Source organism: Paenibacillus sp. MAEPY2 (assembly GCF_000499205.1).
GTDB lineage: Bacteria > Bacillota > Bacilli > Paenibacillales > Paenibacillaceae > Paenibacillus > Paenibacillus vandeheii.
This window is the reverse complement of sequence record NZ_AWUK01000037.1, coordinates 1-20,511: the sequence shown is the minus strand read 5'-3', so window position 1 is coordinate 20,511 and position 20,511 is coordinate 1. Positions and strand designations below refer to the sequence as shown.

The following is a 20,511-nucleotide window of genomic DNA, read 5'->3' as shown; positions in this document are numbered from 1 at the left end:
AGAGAAACTCTGTACTATATTGAAGATTTGTGTTTCGGAAAAAGGAGATGAACATTCATTGCAACGTGAAATTCAGGTTAATCAAAAAATGCCGCTTGGCTCAGGCTCCCTGCTGAGTCTCCAGCATTTGTTCGCCATGTTTGGCAGTACCGTGCTCGTGCCGAACCTGTTCGGTGTCGATCCAAGTATGATCTTGCTTATGAACGGTATTGGAACATTGTTGTACATACTCATGTGTAAAGGAAAGATTCCCGCCTATCTTGGATCAAGCTTTGCTTTTATTGCACCCGTGTCATTTGTATTACTCGAACACCCCGATAACGGTTACTCCATGGCGCTTGGAGCGTTCATCGTAACGGGAGTTGTATTCTGTCTCGTAGCTCTTACCATTAAATATACCGGAACAGGCTGGATTAACGTGGTATTCCCGCCAGCGGTTATGGGTGCCATTGTTGCCCTAATCGGTCTCGAGCTTGTTCCTGTGGCAGCCGGAATGGCTGGTCTAATCAATTCAAACCCTGCTGAGAACCCCGACTGGGTACCTCAGGCCAAACCTATTATTTTAGCCATGGTTACTCTTGGGATCACTGTTATTGGTGCAGTAACCTTCCGTGGGTTCCCTAAGATCATTCACATTCTAATCGGGATTGTATCCGGTTACGTGCTTGGATACTTTATGGGTGAGGTGCAAACCGAGAATATAGCGAACGCTGACTTTATCTCACTGCCTACCGTAACAACACCGACATTTGACTGGTCTGTCATCTTCACCATTTTGCCTGTCGCCCTTGTTGTCATTGTTGAGCACATCGGACATCTGCTTGTAACGAGCAGCATTGTGGGCAAAGATCTGTCCAAGGACCCGGGTCTGCATCGCTCCCTGCTCGGAAACGGCGTTTCAACCATTCTTTCCGGTTTCGTTGGGTCCACACCGAATACAACGTATGGTGAGAATATTGGAGTTATGGCTCTTACAAGAGTTTATTCCACCTATGTTATTGGCGGCGCAGCTGTCATTGCCATTGTGCTTTCGTTCTCAGGTACGTTCTCGGCACTTATAGCTAACATTCCCGTTCCGGTTATGGGTGGTGTATCTTTGCTTCTGTTCGGAGTTATTGCAGCATCCGGTTTGCGTATTCTGGTCGAACAGAAAGTGGATTTTGCCAAACCGACCAACCTGTTGTTAACCACCCTTGTACTCGTCATCGGACTCAGTGGTACTGAGATCACGTTTTATGGTATACATCTCAAGGGAATGGCTCTGGCAACCATCGTCGGAATTGTGCTGAGCTTGTTGTTTAAATTATTTGAAGTACTGGGTTGGTCGAATGATCAAACGGAGAAACAGCCTTTAACCGAGAAAACGCCGGATTGATTTCTTGCCGACTGATCTGAACGAACCATGTTTATTCATCTTCATTTTATACATCGTACAACGCAAAAAGCCTGCTCTCACACCTTTACAGGTTGAGGGACAGGCTTTTTGCAAATAGTTAATGCTGTATATTATTTCCCGGGAAACGGGAGATCCAGTTCACGTGATTTAACAGCAATGAATGCTGGAATTCTAGTAGTTCATCAATGTAAATACATCAATTCCCGGCAATTTTGCACGTCCATTCAAATCAGACAGCTCAATCAGGAATGCTGCACCTACAATCTTGCCACCCAATTGTTCAATCAGGTTAATGGAGGTAGCAATCGTTCCGCCTGTCGCCAGCAGATCATCCGCAATCAGAACATTTTGTCCTTTTTCGATCGCATCTGTATGCATAGCAAGCGTATCCTTGCCATATTCAAGATCATAACCGACTTCGATCGTCTCTCCAGGCAATTTTCCGCTTTTACGAATCGGAGCAAAACCGACACCCAGAGCGTACGCCAGAGGAGCGCCCACAACGAATCCACGTGCTTCAGGTCCGGCAATAACGTCAATTTTGAGATCCGAAACCATTACTTTCAGCTCATTGATCGCCTTGCGGTACATTTCTCCATCCTTCAACAATGTCGTAATGTCTTTGAAGCTGATTCCCGGTTGTGGAAAGTCAGGAATGACACGAATATAATCTTTAAAATCCAAAATAATCTCCTCCTAAAATAAATGCACAACTTCTATCTAAGATACGCCCTTCATCCGGGATATCATCCATTGTGTCAGTTGAGGGGTAGATGCATCCAGCATCACCTGCTCTGTCTCGGCCATACTTTCCAGCGCCTGATAGTGACGCGAGGCGGTTAGCTCACGCTTGGGCGGGTTATCCACAAACATAATCTTTCCATCTTCTCGGGTAATGAACGATAACTCTTCAAATACATCCAACATCATTGTAATCATACGCGGTGTACAACCACACTGACGACTGAGCACAGGAGTGATCTCTTGTTCCTCCACCGGTTCAGCTCTCCATTTGGACACCAGCATATAAATACGCTTGAAGAGTTCTCTGGAAGGCATCTGAAGGCGATCTCGGCGATTGCCTGATCCGTGCAGAAGGATGATATTCTCGGCTCCGCTGAATAAGGCCAGCATTGCATCAAGTTGTTCCGGGGTTTCCGGCGTATCAAACACAAATAACGTCCGGACCTGTTCCTGCCCATAATGCTGCGCGGCAGCATTGCACGGAAACAACCCGACCTTTCTATCATATACCCAAAGGCACGGTTCATACAATGAATTTCCCTCGGAAACATTCGTTTCTTTCCGTACGATGGCACCAATAGAGCCTGACTTGTATCGTAAATGGACTTCAAGCGAGCTCAAGAACTGCTTCATTGCGTTCAAAGGCTCCGTACTGCCTCGCAAATCAAAAACTTGCGCATGTGGCACTTGAATGTCCTGAAGCATCAATTGTGGTTTTCTCATCCCGTTCCACTCATTGACGGACAACTCACCCATAACATCAATAATGGTGCCTGGTGGCAGAAAATCAGCCAATGCTCCCTTACCAAAAGCGACCGTCTCCAGCTGCTGCCCGTCCTGCTCCAAAACCAATTTCAGATGGCGTTTTTCGCGTCCCATCGTCCGTGTTTCTTTTACAGTCACATTGCGCAAAACAAACCGAGGAGAAGGATTACTCATGCCAAATGGCTGGAGTCTGTCGATCTCTTGAATGACCTGCAATGGCACATCACTGATTCTGCACTCATCATCCGCAAGACGATGGGGAACAAAGTCCTCCTCCGTCAGCACAGATGCCGCAAACTCATTCAGTCCGTCTTCCAGCTCTTTAAGCTGATCACGATGGAGGCTCATACCTGCTGCAGCTGGATGACCACCATAATGATCCATCGTGTGTTTACAAGCCGTTAATGCCTCATAGATGTCCAGGCCCTCTATGGAGCGTGCTGAGCCTTTACAAGCGCCGCTCTCCGGGTCGATTCCAAGGATAAGCGTTGGCCGATAATACCGTTCAAGTAACTTGGAAGCCACAATACCTACGACTCCAACATTCCAGCCTTCTCCCGCCAAAACGATGACATCCGGCACTGCTCCGGAGTTAAGCTGAATTTTCTGTTCCAACTGGGCTGTCGCTTCCAGAAGTATGCCCTCAACAACCTGCTGCCTTTCACGATTCAGCAAGTCCAGTTGACCTGCCAGAGTGTGAGCCTCATCCAGATTCTCGGTTGTGAGAAGCGATACGGCTCTGCCAGCATGATCCAGACGTCCGCTTGCATTAATACGCGGAGCCATTGCAAAGGCAATATTAATTGAGGTGACCTGACTTTGATCCACACCACTAATTTCAAGCAGAGCACTTACACCAGGCAGACGCGTACCTCGCATGGATTCAATGCCATAACTGACGATAACCCGATTCTCGCCTTCCAAAGGCATCAAGTCGGCAACCGTACCGATCGCGGCAATCTCCATCCATTCTCCAGGCACTTCACCGATCAATGCCTGAGCCAGCTTCAATGCTACACCCGCACCAGCTAACCCTTTAAAAGGATAAGGACAGTCCGGAAGCTTGGGATTAATAAGCGTATAAGCCTCAGGCAAAACTTCAGGCGGTTCATGATGATCCGTCACAATAACTTCCATGCCCAGTGTTGAAGCATAGGCAATCTGCTCTACCGCACTGATTCCGGTATCTACCGTGATAACCAGCGTGACGCCTTGTTGATGAGCCCAATCCAAGGCATGATTGTGTAACCCGTAGCCTTCATTGGAACGATGAGGGATATAAATATCGTAGGAAGCACCGAGATAACGCATCAGATGAATCATCAGGGATGTGCTCGATACTCCATCCGCGTCATAGTCCCCATATATTAAAATATGTTCTTCACGCTCAATGGCCTGCTGGATTCGAGGCACAGCTTCTTTCATGCCTAGAAGCAGATAAGGATCATGCATCTGATTCAGATCAGGATGCAGAAACTGTTCCGCCTCTAATTCATTATGAACCCCCCGACTGACCAGCAAACGTCCAACAAGTGATGAAACGGAAAGCGCCTGCGAGAGTCCCGCAGCCGCCTCTAGATCGATATTCGGTGTATTCCACCGGTATTGCGAATAAAGCAATGTTAACGCTCCTTTCCTGATCTACTGGACCAAGCTCCATTACTGAATTAATGTCGCTTCAGGATCTGGCAGTTCATGATTGGATTTATAAGGATATCCAGGATCATATGGTACAGCCTGGATCTGTACTTCTTTAACATGACTGAAACGAGTCAGGAGAAGTGTCTTCGCCCTATTCGCAATCTCCTGTGCCTCGAGCACGGAAATTCTCGGGTTCACACTAATGACCAGTTCAATCGTAACATCATGTTCCTGTTCACGTGCGACCAGATGTTCAATTGTAATAATGCCATATACACGCTGCACCGTTTCTTTGAAGTCATGCGCTTCTTCCTGCTCCAATTCCTGAACAAGCGAACCATATACGGTATCCACAATCATTCTGTACCCTTTATGAAGCACAAAACAGGAAGCGATTAATGCAGCTGCCGGGTCCATATATCGAAGAATGCTCCACCCCGTTGTTTCTCCTGTCATGGAACCTACAATGCCGACCAAGACGATAAGTGAACAGTAGAGTGCCCGACGATGCTGCTGTGCGTACGCCAGAGCCTGCGATTGATTTCGTTTACGGAAATATCTGTATTGATATTGAAAGATTGCTTCTTTCACAGCCAGTGCTGCAAAAGCCACGACAAGTGCATGGGTATACTTCTCTAGCGACTCTGGTTCATCTCCAGACAGACTACCCAAAGCGGAGATAGCAATCTGCAATCCTCCCATAAGGATGAGCACAGATAATAATACCGAAATTCCAGGTCTCGCGATACGTGAATGTTCCTTTGACCGCTCCCTACGAGCCTTTCTTTTGGTTTGTACAGACTTCGAGGGAAAGAGGCCGGACAATGAAGAAGCAGCTTCTGAAGCAGAGTGCAGGCCGTCTGCAAGCAACGATTTGCTGTTTGCCATATAACCGAACCCAGCCTTGATTACTGCAAGTGTCAAATTCCCGGCGATCCCGCTCCACGTGGCAGCGTGAACAGAAGGGAAACGTTCTCTGGTCATGGCGATGCCCCCCTTAATACTCTACCTAAAGTTGCAAAACCGCGCCTGGCAGACGCGGCTTGACAATACAATGTTTAGTTGGATGCTTTGACAGCTGCTTTAGGTTTCTCTGTTTGTTTACCTTTGAGCACCAGCCACAATGGAGCGGCGATGTAGATCGAAGAATAAGCACCGAACAATGTTCCGATGACCATAGCAAGTGAGAACATGCGAATGGATTCCCCACCAAAAATAAACAAACAGAGCGAAGCGATAAACACGGTGAATGTGGTATTCAAGGAACGTGTCATCGTTTGCGCCAAACTGCGGTTGACTACTTCACGCAAATCGGCTTTTGTAGTCTTTTTAGCAAAACGCATATTCTCACGAATTCGGTCGAAGATAACGATTGTATCATTGATCGAGAACCCGACAATGGTTAGTACAGCCGTAATGAAGGTCAGATTCACTTCCAGTCGGAAGATCGAAAATACGCTAATAACTACAAATGCATCATGGAAGAGCGAAACAACAGCAGCCACACCAAATCGCCATTCGAATCGGATAGCTACATAGATCATAATCCCGATACTTGCGATAAGAACCGCATATATGGCATTGCGTTCAAGTTCTTTAGCCATCTCCGGGTCTACCGTGTTGACTTCATACGAAGCTGTTGAATCCAGCTTGGTGAACTCTTGCTTAAACTTGCTTTCCTGATTCTCATCCAGTACGTTTGAGAAACGAACGTTAACCCGATCAGCACCAGGTGTAATATGAACATCCTTTGTGTCAATCCCAAGGTCACTAACAATGGGTTTAATTTGTTCCGTAGTGATCGCTTTGGATACTGTAATATCCACATTTGAACCTGAGCGGAAATCTACCGCATAATTCAATCCCAGGGCTAGAATACTGATGATACCTGCAATCGTCAAAATAATGGAAAAGGTATAGGCAATTTTACTGCCTTTAACAAAATCAAAATTCCAATTAAAGCGCACGAATTTCACTCTCCTTCACTCCGAAGTACTTAGGCTTCTTCAACACGTTAGCCCGCACAAGCAGGGTCAACAGGAAGCGGGAGAAGAAAATATTCGTGATAATGCTGGTTACGATGTCAAAAATCAGTACCAATGCGAAACCTTTAACCGCACCTGTACCCATGATGAACATCACTGAAGCCGCAATGATCGTCGTAATGTTGGAGTCAATGATGGTACGGAATGAACTCTTACCACCAGCTCTAACCGATGACAATATGGACTTACCACTCCGCATCTCTTCCTTGATCCGCTCATACGTGATGATGTTGGCATCCACGGCCATCCCTATACCCAGGATAAATGCCGCGATCCCTGGAAGGGTAAGTACAAATTCTCCCAAGTAGAAGATTGCAAGTACCAGCCACGTGTGTGTGATTAAGGCAAAGCTCGCAATAATCCCCGGAATACGGTACAGACCAATCATGAACACCAGAATAATCACGGAACCGATTAATCCTGCTTTAATCGTCTGATCGAGTGACAATTTACCAAGAGTTGCGCCTACGCTTTGGGAGTACTTCTCCGTAAGTTTCAAAGGCAATGCACCCAGGTTAATGGTATCACGTAGCTGGTTCGCTTCTTCACGAGTATACGAACCTGAGATTTGAGCAGACCCATCAGTCAATTGTTGTCTAACTTCTGGTGCTGAAAGCAATTGATCATCCAGATAGATTGCTAAAGGTTGATTGATCAAACGTTTTGTGATTTCAGAAAATTTGGCTTTATCTTTTACTTTAATGTCGATCATCGGCTCATTTAATTGAGTGAAGACAACCTTAGCCGCATTTTCGACAAACTCATTACCGCGAAGCTCAATTTTGGAGTACTCGCCTTCTTTGTCGTTCGGAGCTTTACTCCGGAATGTCAGAACAGCGGGTTCTTTCATTTTGGCTCTGACCTCAGCCTCGTCGGTAACCCCGGCCAGCTTCAAGCGGATCCGGTTTGTTCCTTCAGTTGTTACTTCCGGCTCGCTTGTTCCGAGCGCATTGGCACGGCTCTCCAAACTTTTTGCTGTTTGCACCAAAGATGCTTTGGTGACTTCTTGTCCTTTTTCCAGCGGCTCTGCTTCATATAAGATCTCGTAGCCTCCTTTTAAATCAAGGCCCAAGCGTATATTTTTGAGCAGCCCTGGACTTGTGCCCAACATTACTCCTGCGGTCACAAGCACGACCAAAATGAAACTGACGATTCTTTTCATGCCGTTCCTAGATCCCCTTTCGTTCTCAATATTCCTATTATAGCGATGCCGTAAAAAGCAGTCAATTTCCAACAAAAAAGATCCCTTTCGTTTAGAAAGAGGACCCCCGGTATGCAGACACGGTCATAAAGTTCATAAAGCTTGTTGCTTTCAGTGACAATATGTCGTTCACCAGTTGGTGAAGCGGTGGAATGCCCTGCTTTTCATATTTATGACTGATGCAATTCCAGACATCTTTGCTGGTGACATATTCGTAACCGACAAGCCTTAATTCCTCTGCTTTGCTGCGGCAGAGCATCTCTATAGACTGTTCCAACTCCACATCATTCATTTCCTCCAACGGGGAGCCTCCCTTCATACATCCAAGCCTTTATGCGGCATCAATATTACATCATTCGACTTTACCCGATCATATTCCTTCTTGCTGTTGATGGATCTTTTTGTTAATCGTGTCCAAGTTGTCATGAGAAGATATTGGACTGGCATAGGATGAAGAACGAGGGATTTGTCCCGTTTATGAAAACCTGCACTCCAACCGGGAAAGAGGGGTAGTCTTGAAGAAACAGACATTTATCCAGGGAGCCATGATCCTGCTCGCCGCAGGCATTATTAATCGGATTCTCGGTTTCATCCCGCGCATTGTGCTGCCACGGGTCATCGGTGCAGAAGGTGTTGGCATCTACCAACTGAGCTATCCCTTTTTCATCGTACTCGTCACATTGATCACTGGTGGTATTCCATTGGCCGTAGCCAAGCTCGTAGCCGAAGCGGATACAGGTGCCAACCGTTATTCACCCCAACGGATTCTGCAAATCAGCCTGAGCTTCACACTGACCCTTGGTGTTGTGTTTATGTTTTTGTGCATTATTTTCGCTCCATGGGTCACCCGGTATGTTCTGACCGATGAGAGGGTCTATCACACGTTTGTCAGCATGAGCCCTATGATTGCCATTATCGCGGTATCTGCAGTCTACAGAGGTTATTTCCAGGGAAAGCAAAACATGATGCCTACGGCTGTTTCGTCGATCGTTGAAACGGTCATTCGCATTATCTGTGTGATCTGGTTCTCCTGGCTCCTTCTTCCCAAAGGAATTGCCCAAGCTGCAGCAGGAGCCATGCTCGGAGCCCTTGTCGGTGAATTCGTCGGTATGCTCGTATTATTGTGGAACTATGCCAGACAGAAGAAATATCTCGAGCAACATCAGCCAATACTCGAAACTCCAATCAAACCCAAACCTGCTCTTTTAAAAAACTCAACCAGATCAGAGCCTGGACTTCTGCGTCGTTTACTCGCGATTTCCGTCCCCGTAACTGCCGGACGGTTAGTTGGTTCCCTATCCTATCTCGCTGAGACAATTGTAACCGCACAGAGTCTGGCTATTGCAGGTATCTCCAAAGGGCTCGCAACGGCCCAGTATGGAGCATTACAAGGCATGATTATACCGCTACTTCTACTGCCGGGAGCATTAACGTCCTCTTTAGCCACGTCACTTGTTCCTTCATTGTCTGAAGCCTCGGCTCAAGGTGACCGTGCGCTCATTCATAAACGAATGCATCAGGCTTTGCGGCTAGCGCTTGTAACAGGTGCTCCATTTTCTGTGTTTATGTATGTGCTTGCCGAACCGATGTGTCTTGTCCTGTATAATGATGCATCGATTGGAAGCATGCTTAAGCTTATGGCTCCTTTTGCTTTGTTTATCTACATTCAAGCTCCTCTTCAAGCAGCTCTTCAGGCACTTGATCGTCCAGGGAAAGCACTGCTCAATACGTTTATTGGTGCTGTCATCAAAATCACGTTGATTTTGGTACTCGCCTCCCGGCCGGAATATGGTATTTTTGGTGCGGTGATTGCCATTTGTGTCAATTCAACAGTCGTTACTCTTTTACATGCAAGAAGTGTGCGCAGCCTGTTACAGTTCCGTTTCAAGATGATGGATTGGGTCAAGACAGGTGCTGGTATGCTCATCATGGGCGGTGCTACTCTGGTCATTTACGAACAGACTGCGACCCTGCTTCCGTTCTGGCTCAGAATGCTTCTCGCGCCCCTTGTTGGTCTGATCGTTTATTTTATGGTTATGGGCTGGACTAAAATGATTGATTTCCACGATCTTTCCCGTGCTCCCATTATCGGTTCCTGGTTTAAACGTCTTTCACGTAAATAAGTTCACTTTTCATCTTTCAAACTTACGTATACTTTTCCGTTATGGTCGATGGAACATAGAAATACATCTTTGAAATCAAGAATGCCCTTCCCCTGCATCTGATTTTTGAGCCAAAATCGTGTTTTCTGAATTAGCTCAAGGTTCTGATCTTGCACTTTACCATCCATGATCAGGGGCAAAGGCAGCCCTTCATATTTGATATTTTGGAATCCATCGACCTTTTCTTTTCTCGCTTTTTGAATGCTATTTATAGTTCCATCCTTGCCAGAGGCATTATTACCACTGGAGTAGGACTGGTTTTTGGGAAAAACGGTTAACTTGCCTGTCGTCTCTAAAATGGCAAATTCCACTTCATCGATGCTGTCGATATTTTGTTCGCGCAACTGAAGCAAAAGATCATCCAGGTTATACCGCTGCTTGCGCATCTCATCCCGATGCAATGTTCCTTTAGATATCAATACAGTGGGTTTTCCATCAATCATTAGTCGTAACTTACGACTCTTGAGACTGAGAAAAGCCATGACAATCTGCACAACAAGTACTGTGAGCATGGGTACGATACCATGAAACAATGGTTTTTTGGTATCCTCAATCACAAATGCCGCAATCTCTGCAAGCATAATGGAAACAACAAGATCAAACATGGATAACTTCCCGATTTCTCGTTTGCCCATTAGTCTGATTGCACCGTAGACAATAAAATACATCAGTATAGTTCGAAAGATATGTGCTCCGACATCTGAGAAGTTCACAACAGGGTTCCTCCTTGGGATCTGGATTTTATTCAGGTTCCTGAAGCGTAATCCCTATTTTGGCCCGAAGTTTACATGCTCATGCAAATATAAACTGTTTATTTAATGGAAAATTCAGTTCATAAGTCGGAGGGCTTGACCATACACTGTATTAATTTCAAACTTGTACAAGGGGGTTGCTTCATGCAGTTGATTCGCCGTATGGCTTCATTTCGAATGTCTAACCCGATTCTTTCGGGCCTCTGTCATGCTTTTGTGTGGATGATGTTAGGCGCACTCATTCTTTCCTTCTTTCTCTGGATGACCGGAATGCGGGAACAGGATCTTTCCCTGTATACATACGTCGTTCATGGCTTGTCTTTGCTGGTTGGTGGATTTGTATCTGGGAAGAGGTCAGGTGAGCGAGGCTGGTACCACGGAGGTATTACCGGAATCGTCTACGGATTAATTGTATTGCTAATCGGATTTCTGGCACTCGATGCCTCGTTCAATTGGAAAGACAGTCTGCAGCTTGCAAGTGCCTTCCTGATTTCTGCACTAGGCGGTATATTTGGAGTCAACACACGAAGATCATAGAAGATCGGGGTGTAACGGTTACTAAAAAAGAAAAAGAGAACCGGGTCTCCAAGGAGATCCAGTTCTCTGACAATGAAGAATACGCTGCAAACGTACTCATAGCCTTACAGGCTTTTTAACATCTAGGATTTATTCAGCCGTATCGCGGGCAACTGCACTGCTGATCGCATTACGATCGAATGTCAGTTTAGTTACATCGTTTACACGCAATACAACCACATCATCCGTGATTTCAGCGATCGTTCCGTGAAGACCACCGATGGTAACAATTTTATCGCCTTTTTTCAATTGACCTAACATGGAATTACGTTGCTTTTGTTTTTTGTTCTGTGGACGAATCATCAAGAAGTAAAAAATCGCGACCATAAGTACCAAAGGTACTATCAGAGACACAATTCCACCGCCTGCTGGTGTTCCTGTTAAAGGCATTCCCTGAAACATTCAAACTCCCCCTTATCGACTATACTTACAAGTAAAGCTTGTTACTTCGGCTCCGCAAAACTCCTTATCAGAAACCTCTGTCATTGTCATGAAGACCATATTGATCGAAAAATTCATCCCGGAAATCAAGCAGACGATCTTCCATTATGGCTTTGCGCACATTGCGCATCAAATTCTGCAAGAAGTGAAGATTGTGGATGGTCGTCAAACGCAAGCCAAACGTTTCATCCGCTTTGATTAAATGACGCAGATAAGCTCTGGAATAGTTACGGCAAGTGTAGCAATCACATTCAGGGTCTAGTGGCCCAAAATCACTTGCAAACTTGGCATTACGAACTACCAGACGTCCTTGGCTGGTCATTGTAGTTCCGTTACGGGCAATTCGGGTAGGCAGAACACAATCGAACATGTCCACTCCGCGAATCGATCCCTCAATCAATGCATCGGGTGAACCAACACCCATTAGATAGCGTGGTTTATTGGACGGCAACAAAGGAACGGTGTAGTCCAACACACCATACATCAAATGTTTCGGTTCTCCAACACTCAGTCCACCAATAGCATACCCCGGGAAATCCATGGAAGTCAAATCTGCCGCGCTCTGGCGGCGAAGATCTTCATGCATGCCTCCCTGTACGATGGCAAACAGCCCTTGATCATTCGGACGAGCATGACTTTCCAGACAACGTTCTGCCCAGCGACTCGTTCTTTCAAGTGATTTTTTTACATATTCATACTCTGCCGGATACGGCGGGCATTCATCAAATGCCATCATAATATCGGAGCCCAGTGCATTCTGAATTTCCATTGCCACTTCAGGCGAAAGGAACTTTTTGTCCCCATTGAGGTGGGAGCGGAAGTTAACGCCTTCCTCCGTAATTTTGCGCATCTCACTCAGAGAAAACACTTGGAACCCGCCACTGTCAGTCAAAATCGGACGATCCCAGTTCATAAATTTGTGCAGTCCGCCTGCCTGACGTATAATTTCATGCCCAGGTCTCAGAAACAGATGATAGGTGTTACTCAAAATGATTTGAGCATCCATCTCTTTCAGCTCTTCGGGACTCATCGTCTTCACCGTCGCCTGTGTTCCTACAGGCATGAAGGTTGGTGTCTCAATAATACCGTGAGGTGTATGTACACGTCCCAAACGGGCTCCGGATTGTTTACAGGTTTTGATATGTTCATACGTAATTGCTGCCATTGGTTTTAATCATCCTCTAAAAATTAATCGTAATACCTTCACAACTTAATAAATCAACATGGCATCGCCAAAGCTAAAGAAACGGTATTGTTCTTTAATTGCTTCCTCATATGCATGCATGATTTGTTCTCTGCCCGCAAGTGCACTGACCAGCATGACCAATGTGGATTTGGGAAGATGGAAATTCGTAAGCATCCCGTCAATCACCTTGAACGTATATCCCGGGTAGATAAAGATTTTGGTCCAGCCGCTGCTCTCTTGCAGCTGCCCGTCTTCAAATTTGCTTCCCACCGTTTCAAGTGTTCGGCAACTTGTCGTTCCTACAGCAAATATACGGTTACCACGTTTTTTCGTTTCATTAATCAGATCCGCCGTCTCTTGAGACAAGGAATAGTATTCCTCATGCATAACATGCTCTTCAACATTATCAACCGACATAGGCCGAAATGTTCCGAGTCCCACGTGAAGCGTGATGAAAGCTATATTAACGCCTTTATCCCGAATCCGGTTCAGCAGTTCATCCGTAAAATGTAATCCTGCTGTCGGCGCAGCAGCTGATCCTTCATGCTTCGCATATACCGTTTGATATCTTTCGCGATCATCCAGTGTCTCTCTGATATAAGGAGGCAGTGGCATTTCACCCAGACGATCCAGAATCTCCTGAAAGATTCCATCATAGGAGAACGTAAGCAAACGCGCTCCCATCTCGCCTTCTTCATCAATAACAGCTCTGAGCTCGTCGCTAAAAACGATGACTGAGCCGGCTTTCAGCTTCTTGCCTGGTTTAACCAGAGCTTCCCAACGGTCGCCCTCCACGTTTTTGAGCAGGAGCACTTCCGCCTTTGCCCCCGTACCTTCCTTAGTCCCGAACAAACGGGCTGGAAGAACACGTGTATCATTCAGCACCAGTGTATCTCCAGAGTGGAGGAAGTCGATAATATCAGGAAACGTGTGATGGTTAACCTCACCGCTTTCCTTGTTTAAGGTAAGCAACCGGGACGCCGTGCGGTCAAGCAGCGGCGTCTGTGCAATCAATTTCTCCGGCAATTCAAAATCATATAAGTTCACATTCATATTCTATTCATTCCTTAACAATAGTCGCATTTTGATAATAGTGTTTCAATATTGCCTGGTAATCATACCCTTCATCTGCCATGCCTTTGGCACCCCATTGGGACAAGCCCAATCCGTGCCCGTTGCCCTGACCGATGATCATAAAACTTTGGCCCTGAGTTACAGCTCGCGCTTGACCATCACCACTCATAACCACCAGAGCATTACTGGATGAAGTTCCTGTGCCTGAGGCAGATAGTACAGCAGCACCCTGTGAGCCGGTTTTGCTTGCTGTTTTGCCGTCAGCGCCTAATACAGTATAACTTCCGGTCCCTGCAATATCAAATAAAGTACTCGGTAATCCACCTAAAGCAGAGCGGTATGTATCTGCATATTTCACCGACATAGGCTGGCCATTGGCAGTGACTTCAAGTGCTCTTCCTGATGGCCCACGCTTGGTCACTTCCAGCGTTGAAATCGAAGATGGAACAGTAGAAGTCGTTTTACCCTGCAAGGATTTAACCAATTGAGCTGACGTGAATGGTCCTCTTACCCAAGCATAATCATTGGATTGCGGCACTTTGGCCAGAACAACAGCCTCGTTGCCTGGATTTATTTTCGCTACAGGTTCAACATTGGATTGAATTAACGGAATGGGACGCACATTGGTATTTTGGGCAGTAACCGTTACTTTGGCTAAACCCGCATCCGTTTTGGTCGTTAATTCTTTTACATTATCCTCACGGATATAGCCGCTGACTCCTGTACTCAACAGCACATGATACCATGTTTGTAATCCAGCTTGGGCCGATGTGTCTCCCGGGCTGTCCACGTTGCTGAACACACCCGCGCCCCCGTTCCATACCTCGGATGGGTCAGCAGTCTGTCCCCCTGCATTGGAAGAGAATACAGCTTCCACAATCTTACCACCGCTCTTGATAACTTCTCCAGAGGTGGCATCAACCGCGCTGGAGACCTTATCATTCTCTGAGCCCATTCCGTTGTATGCCTGACTGAGCGTGGTATCCACGACATTGGCAATTTTGAAACGCTCCCCTTGTTGAAGTGCATAAGAACGTGCTGCGACAGCCTGTACTTTCAGTGCTTCTGCTGGCCAGGATGAATAAACTTCCGCACCAACAACGGAGTATAAATATTGCTCCAGTGGAACGACATTAACCAAAGCCAAATCGCCGCTTACAATGCTAATTTCCATGTTACCGCGATATGTCCGCCCTGAACGTTCCACCACTTTGATTCCACTGCCGTCTCCTTGTACAAACGCCTTGGCTTCACTTCCAGCAATGGTGTAGTGCGGTGCTGTTTTAAGTGTATCCGTACTTAACCCGGCATCCTGACGAATGATAAGTGCAGCACTATTACTGTTTACCGGAGATAGGGATACTCCTGGAACACTGGCTTCCACACTCTTTTTGAATGTTGCCAGCTCAGCATCTGTTGAGGCTTCACCAACCCATACGGTATACCCTTGACTTCCTCCATCCAGTTGAAGCACCGTGTAGGCACTAACTCCTGCCGATAAAAAGGACGCTTGCGCTGTTTCTGCCTCTTGAAGTGAACTGTAGACTCCAGCCGATAGACGCTTGCTGCCCGTCACCGCTGGTTTTTGTCCCCCCAGTTGGGCTGCGGCCACCTTTTGCACGCGTGCTACCGCTTGTCCGGCCAACGCTTCTGTAGCATAGTTACCGATGTAGAGCTGATAGGTTGCTTTACCATTCAGAGACGTTGTAAACAACAACGGTTTATCGCTGGTGGCCTGCAACAATTTCGCAGCTGCTGCTGCCGTTTTGAAATCCCCTGTTTCCAATACTTTGACGCGGAATCCATCCGCACTGAAACGGATTTGTCCTGCCGGAAGGGTTATGCTTGCTCCGCTTTCGGAACCAATATTCCATTTTCCACTCGACTCAAGCGTAATCAATGGTGTAGTCGATTTATACGTACTCCCCAGGTTCGCAAACATGGCTACCCGGATCATCTGTCCATCACTTTCAGCGGCATACACAGGCACTTGCAGACACCCTACCGTCAACAGAGCTGCGGCCAGAACCTTCAAACGCCGACTCCACTTCTTTGTTTGCATTGCTTTCCCCACGATCAGTCTCCTCTCCATGTTTGTCCCAAGTTGTATTTTGAAATGAATCTCTTTGATATATAATCACAATTTATTTGGCATCTCTCGGTGGAACAGGCAAACCCAGATGATGATAGGCCTGGTCCGTTACAATTCTGCCCCTCGGTGTACGTTGAAGCATACCAATCTGCAGCAGATAGGGCTCGTAAACATCCTCAATGGTTTGACTCTCTTCACCGATCGTAGCGGCAATCGTATCCAGACCCACCGGGCCTCCGCGGAAACTGTTAATCATTGATTTGAGCATCTTGTGATCGATCTCGTCCAGACCGCGCGGATCAATCTGAAGACGTTGCAGTGCTTCTTCCGCCAGAGTCTGTGTGATGATACCATCACCCCGTACCTGAGCAAAGTCACGCACTCTTTTTAGCAGACGATTGGCAATCCTTGGCGTCCCACGGGAGCGCAATGCGATCTCCTCAGCGGCATTACCAACAATCTCCACCCCTAGAATCTCGGAGGCTCGTGAGACGATGTAGGCCAGCTCATCCACCGTGTAGAATTCCAGCCGACTAATAACACCAAACCGGTCTCTGAGAGGCGCAGACAGCAAGCCTGCGCGGGTTGTAGCACCAATCAGTGTAAATGATGGCAGATCAAGACGTACAGAGCGGGCACTTGGGCCTTTTCCGATCATGATATCCAACGCAAAGTCTTCCATCGCGGGATACATTACTTCTTCTACCGTACGATGAAGGCGATGAATCTCGTCAATAAACAGGACATCGCCTTCTTGCAGGTTAGTCAGCAACGCAGCCAGATCGCCTGGGCGTTCAATTGCTGGTCCTGATGTCGTACGCAAGTTAACACCCAATTCGTTGGCAATGATATTCGCAAGTGTTGTTTTCCCAAGTCCAGGCGGGCCATATAATAACACATGATCGAGCGCCTCATTACGCATTTTGGCGGCTTCAATGTATATTTTCAAATTCTCCTTGGCCTGGTTCTGCCCGATATATTCATTCAAATACCGGGGACGAAGGCTGAGCTCCACAGCTTGATCCTCCATCATCAGGTTCGCGGAAATAATCCGGTCATCCATGTTCATCCCTACCTTTTTTATGCGGCTTACTGCTCTATTATAGAGGCAAAATTAATTATCCTGTAAACAGCATTTGCAGTGCCCGTTTCATTAACACATCAACAGAATCTGCCGAAGTAACATCTTTCTTCAGTTTGAGCCATACTTTATCGAGCTCACTGTCGGTATAACCCAGCGCCTTGAGACCTTCACGAGCCTCATCCCAGGCAGAGCCGCTTCCTGCTTCTTCTGAAGGAGGAGCAAACAAACCTGTTGCATACGTGGCAGCACCGAAACCATCCAATTTGTCCTTGAGGTCCAGTATCATACGCTGCGCTGTTTTCTTGCCAATTCCCGGAAGTTTGGTCAGGAACGTCAGATTCTCTTGATAAATGGCCGTCACGACATGATCCGGCGTACCGCCAGCAAGTATACCCAGAGCAACTTTGGGGCCAATACCTGATACCTCGATCAGCTTGCGAAATAACTTCTGTTCCTCCCGAGTAGCAAAACCAAACAGCAATATCGCATCTTCACGTACATGGTGATGGGTATACACCATAATTTCGCCCTCTTGCTTCGCAAATGCAAAAGGATTCGGACAGAACACACGATAACCGACTCCGTGCACATCAAGCACAATATATTCGTTCTCCAGATGTATAAACTGTCCTCTTAGAAAATCAATCATTTTCGCAATACCTCATTCAACTTGGAATTTAATGTATAGGAGTGTGCATGGCACACGGCTACAGCCAAAGCATCCGCTACGTCATCCGGCTTCGGAATCGCCTGTAAACGCAAAAACATTTTGACCATCTCCTGTACTTGCCGCTTCTCCGCTTTTCCGTATCCAACAATCGCCTGCTTAATCTGCATCGGCGTATATTCGGCAATAGGCAGTCCCTTCTGGGCAGCAGCCAGTACCATGACACCTCTCGCCTGACTGACAGACATCGCTGTTGTGACGTTACGATTAAAAAAAAGTTTCTCCAGCGCTACCGCGTCCGGTTTATATTTATCAATCAGCTGTACCATGCCCTCATATACATGAAGCAGCCGTTCTTCTTCAGGGGTATGAGCTTCAGTCTGAATACAGCCATATTGTACAGGGGTTACCTTACTGCCGATTTTATCCACAAAACCAAAACCGACAATCGCAATCCCCGGGTCAATTCCCAAAAAACGCAAATCCATCTCTCCCTTACAAAAGCGAACATATGTATCGTTCATTTCATTATAACAAAAGATAGACCCTGCGGCAGGAAAAACTTTGTCCGTCCTTACACTCGCCTGAATTTCGTGAACAACCAACAATCGTTATCTCCTATATTCAGGTGTTTCGGTCATGGAACGACAAAAAGGACATCTTTCGATGTCCTTCGCTTCACTTCGTATGTTGTATAAGCTGTGAATGTCCTTCGAGCAGGTACTTCTCCTCTATACAATGTAAACAAATACGTTCAATGCAGATCAGCCTATTTATTTATCCGCCATTACGGATTTCTTTATTGGCTTCATCCACCGCATAATCGCTGAACGTCGAAATCACACTATCATACTCATCCTTGTCCTGAATACGGATCCCCTGCTGCAACTGCTCCAACACACCTTCCGGCAATGAAGTCTCCAACGTTCCTACGTCCATTTGAAAAAAAGTACGGATGACTTTCTCTTCTGCTGGTCGCCCCTCATAAAGGTTGAGATTGCCCACAGCATCTATACTAATATACGCCTGCTCTTTACATAGTGGAGAAAGATCGTCCACATGTTGCTTAACGCGTAACACTGCTGCTGACTCAACCTGAGCATCCCAATCCGGATGTTGAACTAGCAGCATCTTCCATTGAGGAACAGCCATCTTTCCCAATTGTTCCGTCTCTACCCCACATATATATTGCGTCTCCAGCACAACACTCGTTAAACGGTCCGGATCAGACCCGAGTTGTTCCATCAAAGTCTGAATTTCTTGCTCAGACCTTTGTTCATTCGTAGCAGGTCCCATTACGGATACTGCCTCACTGAAATTGGTCGTTAGTAAACGCTCGATCGCAGAAGAAATCGGCAAACCACTGTAAGCCAATATAGCTACAGCAGCCAGCGCTGCAGTCATCCATACTGTTCGTTTCCACCGACGCCAGCGTCTCTTGAATTGTTTTTTGAAGTTAAACGTGTTCACATGAACCCCTTCTATCACTTTTTAAACTTATTGTGACCGAAAGACTTGGGGTTTATGCAAAATCAACCTATGGCATCAGTAATGCGCTGCACTTGAGCGCAAACAAGATAAAAGCTATAGATATTCCCTTATTAAAGGTTGCCATGAGTGAAGAGGTTGTTAGCTCAGCATACTTCAAAATATAAATAAAAAGACAGACTATCTATGAAAAGATAGTCTGTCTTTTTTGAGATCGGGATGACACGATTTGAACATGCGACCCCCTGGTCCCAAACCAGGTGCTCTACCAAGCTGAGCTACATCCCGTTATCTATACCGGCGAGAGGACTCGAACCTCCACGGTTTCCCACTCGATTTTGAGTCGAGCGCGTCTGCCATTCCGCCACGCCGGCATATGAAGTTATAATGGCGCGCCCTGAGAGATTCGAACTCCCGGCCTTTTGATTCGTAGTCAAACGCTCTATCCAGCTGAGCTAAGGGCGCAAATAATATGGAGCGGACGACGGGAATCGAACCCGCGACCCTCGCCTTGGCAAGGCGATGCTCTACCGCTGAGCCACGTCCGCAAGCGGTAATAAGATAAAAAATGGCGGAACCGACGGGATTCGAACCCGCGATCTCCTGCGTGACAGGCAGGCATGTTAGGCCAACTACACCACGGTTCCAGATCACTTTCTTGGTAGAAAGTATAATTGCGGGGGCAGGATTTGAACCTGCGGCCTTCGGGTTATGAGCCCGACGAGCTACCGGGCTGCTCCACCCCGCGTCGTTATTCAGAAAACTATATGGTGGAGGCTGAGGGGATCGAACCCCCGACCCTCTGCTTGTAAGGCAGATGCTCTCCCAGCTGAGCTAAGCCTCCATATTTATGACCCGTAGGGGATACTCTCACTTCGTTAGCAACTGCTTCGCAGTCTCGAACGAAGTTTATCCTCCGACGAAACTTTGGGATTCTCATCCCTTTTTTAAGCTAATAAATATAGCTATGACCCGTAGGGGATTCGAACCCCTGTTACCTCCGTGAAAGGGAGGTGTCTTAACCCCTTGACCAACGGGCCTTAATGGCTCCCCGAACAGGGCTCGAACCTGTGACAACTCGATTAACAGTCGAGTGCTCTACCAACTGAGCTATCAGGGAATATTAATGCATCTGCAGGGCAAATGCAATCCATCGTACAACGTCAACACGCAAAATCTGTTTTCTATGTAGGATGA

At 46.7% G+C, this 20,511-nt stretch carries 18 protein-coding genes and 9 tRNA genes; 3 read left to right on the top strand and 24 right to left on the bottom strand.

Features of this window, described 5'->3' with window-relative positions; genetic code table 11:
- Nucleotides 1-58: 58 nt before the first annotated feature.
- Nucleotides 59-1,375, top strand: a complete 1,317-nt coding sequence (gene uraA, locus P364_RS0126470; protein WP_024633047.1) for a uracil permease — start codon at nucleotides 59-61, stop codon at nucleotides 1,373-1,375.
- Between the two features lie 192 nt (nucleotides 1,376-1,567).
- Here the strand turns inward: uraA and P364_RS0126465 are convergent, their stop codons facing one another.
- The 6 genes from P364_RS0126465 to P364_RS0126440 all read right to left on the bottom strand — a co-directional run bounded on the left by P364_RS0126465 (nucleotide 1,568) and on the right by P364_RS0126440 (nucleotide 8,084).
- A complete protein-coding gene (locus P364_RS0126465; RefSeq protein ID WP_024633046.1) occupies nucleotides 1,568-2,080 on the bottom strand; it encodes an adenine phosphoribosyltransferase in 513 nt (170 codons plus the stop codon).
- A gap of 36 nt (nucleotides 2,081-2,116) precedes the next feature.
- On the bottom strand, nucleotides 2,117-4,525 hold the full coding sequence (recJ, locus tag P364_RS0126460) for a single-stranded-DNA-specific exonuclease RecJ (RefSeq protein ID WP_024633045.1): 2,409 nt from the start codon (nucleotides 4,523-4,525) through the stop codon (nucleotides 2,117-2,119).
- 39 nt (nucleotides 4,526-4,564) lie between these two features.
- Nucleotides 4,565-5,530 carry a cation diffusion facilitator family transporter gene (locus P364_RS0126455; protein ID WP_024633044.1) on the bottom strand — a complete coding sequence of 322 codons (966 nt, stop codon included), beginning with the start codon at nucleotides 5,528-5,530 and terminating at the stop codon, nucleotides 4,565-4,567.
- A 74-nt stretch (nucleotides 5,531-5,604) separates the two neighbouring features.
- On the bottom strand, nucleotides 5,605-6,513 hold the full coding sequence (secF, locus tag P364_RS37020) for a protein translocase subunit SecF (RefSeq protein ID WP_024633043.1): 909 nt from the start codon (nucleotides 6,511-6,513) through the stop codon (nucleotides 5,605-5,607).
- The gene (gene secD, locus P364_RS37015) at nucleotides 6,503-7,753 is read right to left on the bottom strand and encodes a protein translocase subunit SecD (protein WP_024633042.1); all 1,251 of its coding nucleotides are present in this window, start codon (nucleotides 7,751-7,753) and stop codon (nucleotides 6,503-6,505) included. Before secD ends, secF begins: the two co-directional genes overlap by 11 nt.
- 91 nt (nucleotides 7,754-7,844) lie before the next feature.
- The gene (locus P364_RS0126440) at nucleotides 7,845-8,084 is read right to left on the bottom strand and encodes a post-transcriptional regulator (RefSeq protein WP_175383441.1); all 240 of its coding nucleotides are present in this window, start codon (nucleotides 8,082-8,084) and stop codon (nucleotides 7,845-7,847) included.
- A 223-nt stretch (nucleotides 8,085-8,307) separates the two neighbouring features.
- Here P364_RS0126440 and spoVB point away from each other — a divergent pair, with 223 nt between their 5' ends.
- Nucleotides 8,308-9,915 carry a stage V sporulation protein B gene (gene spoVB, locus P364_RS0126435; RefSeq protein ID WP_024633040.1) on the top strand — a complete coding sequence of 536 codons (1,608 nt, stop codon included), beginning with the start codon at nucleotides 8,308-8,310 and terminating at the stop codon, nucleotides 9,913-9,915.
- Nucleotides 9,916-9,917: 2 nt separating this feature from the next.
- Here spoVB and P364_RS0126430 read toward each other — a convergent pair whose 3' ends face one another.
- Nucleotides 9,918-10,622, bottom strand: coding sequence for a DUF421 domain-containing protein (locus tag P364_RS0126430; RefSeq protein ID WP_052016796.1), 705 nt, complete (start codon nucleotides 10,620-10,622; stop codon nucleotides 9,918-9,920).
- A 228-nt stretch (nucleotides 10,623-10,850) separates the two neighbouring features.
- On the opposite strand from P364_RS0126430, the gene P364_RS0126425 reads away from it, so the two are divergent.
- The gene (locus P364_RS0126425) at nucleotides 10,851-11,243 is read left to right on the top strand and encodes a TIGR04086 family membrane protein (protein WP_024633038.1); all 393 of its coding nucleotides are present in this window, start codon (nucleotides 10,851-10,853) and stop codon (nucleotides 11,241-11,243) included.
- A gap of 129 nt (nucleotides 11,244-11,372) precedes the next feature.
- Here P364_RS0126425 and yajC read toward each other — a convergent pair whose 3' ends face one another.
- The 17 genes from yajC to P364_RS0126340 all read right to left on the bottom strand — a co-directional run bounded on the left by yajC (nucleotide 11,373) and on the right by P364_RS0126340 (nucleotide 20,434).
- Entirely contained in the window at nucleotides 11,373-11,684 is a 312-nt protein-coding gene (yajC, locus tag P364_RS0126420) for a preprotein translocase subunit YajC (protein ID WP_024633037.1), read from the bottom strand.
- 67 nt (nucleotides 11,685-11,751) lie between these two features.
- Complete coding sequence (gene tgt / locus P364_RS0126415) at nucleotides 11,752-12,888, bottom strand: tRNA guanosine(34) transglycosylase Tgt (RefSeq protein ID WP_024633036.1); 1,137 nt, start codon at nucleotides 12,886-12,888, stop codon at nucleotides 11,752-11,754.
- Between the two features lie 45 nt (nucleotides 12,889-12,933).
- A complete protein-coding gene (gene queA, locus P364_RS0126410) occupies nucleotides 12,934-13,962 on the bottom strand; it encodes a tRNA preQ1(34) S-adenosylmethionine ribosyltransferase-isomerase QueA (RefSeq protein ID WP_024633035.1) in 1,029 nt (342 codons plus the stop codon).
- Nucleotides 13,963-13,969: 7 nt separating this feature from the next.
- A complete protein-coding gene (locus P364_RS0126405; RefSeq protein WP_029881317.1) occupies nucleotides 13,970-16,045 on the bottom strand; it encodes a SpoIID/LytB domain-containing protein in 2,076 nt (691 codons plus the stop codon).
- 82 nt (nucleotides 16,046-16,127) lie between these two features.
- On the bottom strand, nucleotides 16,128-17,138 hold the full coding sequence (ruvB, locus tag P364_RS0126400; protein WP_024633033.1) for a Holliday junction branch migration DNA helicase RuvB: 1,011 nt from the start codon (nucleotides 17,136-17,138) through the stop codon (nucleotides 16,128-16,130).
- 55 nt (nucleotides 17,139-17,193) lie between these two features.
- A complete protein-coding gene (gene ruvA, locus P364_RS0126395; RefSeq protein WP_024633032.1) occupies nucleotides 17,194-17,808 on the bottom strand; it encodes a Holliday junction branch migration protein RuvA in 615 nt (204 codons plus the stop codon).
- A complete protein-coding gene (ruvC, locus tag P364_RS0126390; protein ID WP_024633031.1) occupies nucleotides 17,805-18,308 on the bottom strand; it encodes a crossover junction endodeoxyribonuclease RuvC in 504 nt (167 codons plus the stop codon). Before ruvC ends, ruvA begins: the two co-directional genes overlap by 4 nt.
- A gap of 295 nt (nucleotides 18,309-18,603) precedes the next feature.
- Nucleotides 18,604-19,296, bottom strand: coding sequence for a BofC C-terminal domain-containing protein (locus P364_RS0126385; protein WP_024633030.1), 693 nt, complete (start codon nucleotides 19,294-19,296; stop codon nucleotides 18,604-18,606).
- Between the two features lie 232 nt (nucleotides 19,297-19,528).
- Nucleotides 19,529-19,602, bottom strand: a tRNA-Pro gene (locus P364_RS0126380).
- A 7-nt stretch (nucleotides 19,603-19,609) separates the two neighbouring features.
- Nucleotides 19,610-19,688: transfer RNA gene (locus P364_RS0126375), tRNA-Leu, on the bottom strand.
- Nucleotides 19,689-19,702: 14 nt separating this feature from the next.
- Nucleotides 19,703-19,779, bottom strand: a tRNA-Arg gene (locus P364_RS0126370).
- A gap of 8 nt (nucleotides 19,780-19,787) precedes the next feature.
- Nucleotides 19,788-19,862, bottom strand: a tRNA-Gly gene (locus tag P364_RS0126365).
- A gap of 21 nt (nucleotides 19,863-19,883) precedes the next feature.
- Nucleotides 19,884-19,961: transfer RNA gene (locus P364_RS0126360), tRNA-Asp, on the bottom strand.
- Between the two features lie 27 nt (nucleotides 19,962-19,988).
- Nucleotides 19,989-20,062 (bottom strand) — tRNA-Met (locus P364_RS0126355).
- A 20-nt stretch (nucleotides 20,063-20,082) separates the two neighbouring features.
- Nucleotides 20,083-20,158: transfer RNA gene (locus P364_RS0126350), tRNA-Val, on the bottom strand.
- A gap of 124 nt (nucleotides 20,159-20,282) precedes the next feature.
- Nucleotides 20,283-20,354 (bottom strand) — tRNA-Glu (locus P364_RS0126345).
- A 4-nt stretch (nucleotides 20,355-20,358) separates the two neighbouring features.
- A tRNA-Asn gene (locus P364_RS0126340) sits at nucleotides 20,359-20,434 on the bottom strand.
- Nucleotides 20,435-20,511: the final 77 nt, after the last annotated feature.

Coding starts and splice junctions, on each gene's coding strand:
- yajC (WP_024633037.1), bottom strand. CDS start 11,684: ATGTTTCAGGGAATGCCTTTAACAGGAACACCAGCAGGCGGTGGAATT.
- P364_RS0126455 (WP_024633044.1), bottom strand. CDS start 5,530: ATGACCAGAGAACGTTTCCCTTCTGTTCACGCTGCCACGTGGAGCGGG.
- P364_RS0126405 (WP_029881317.1), bottom strand. CDS start 16,045: ATGCAAACAAAGAAGTGGAGTCGGCGTTTGAAGGTTCTGGCCGCAGCT.
- ruvB (WP_024633033.1), bottom strand. CDS start 17,138: ATGGATGACCGGATTATTTCCGCGAACCTGATGATGGAGGATCAAGCT.
- secD (WP_024633042.1), bottom strand. CDS start 7,753: ATGAAAAGAATCGTCAGTTTCATTTTGGTCGTGCTTGTGACCGCAGGA.
- tgt (WP_024633036.1), bottom strand. CDS start 12,888: ATGGCAGCAATTACGTATGAACATATCAAAACCTGTAAACAATCCGGA.
- ruvA (WP_024633032.1), bottom strand. CDS start 17,808: ATGATTGATTTTCTAAGAGGACAGTTTATACATCTGGAGAACGAATAT.
- P364_RS0126440 (WP_175383441.1), bottom strand. CDS start 8,084: ATGAATGATGTGGAGTTGGAACAGTCTATAGAGATGCTCTGCCGCAGC.
- P364_RS0126425 (WP_024633038.1), top strand. CDS start 10,851: ATGCAGTTGATTCGCCGTATGGCTTCATTTCGAATGTCTAACCCGATT.
- queA (WP_024633035.1), bottom strand. CDS start 13,962: ATGAATGTGAACTTATATGATTTTGAATTGCCGGAGAAATTGATTGCA.
- P364_RS0126430 (WP_052016796.1), bottom strand. CDS start 10,622: ATGTATTTTATTGTCTACGGTGCAATCAGACTAATGGGCAAACGAGAA.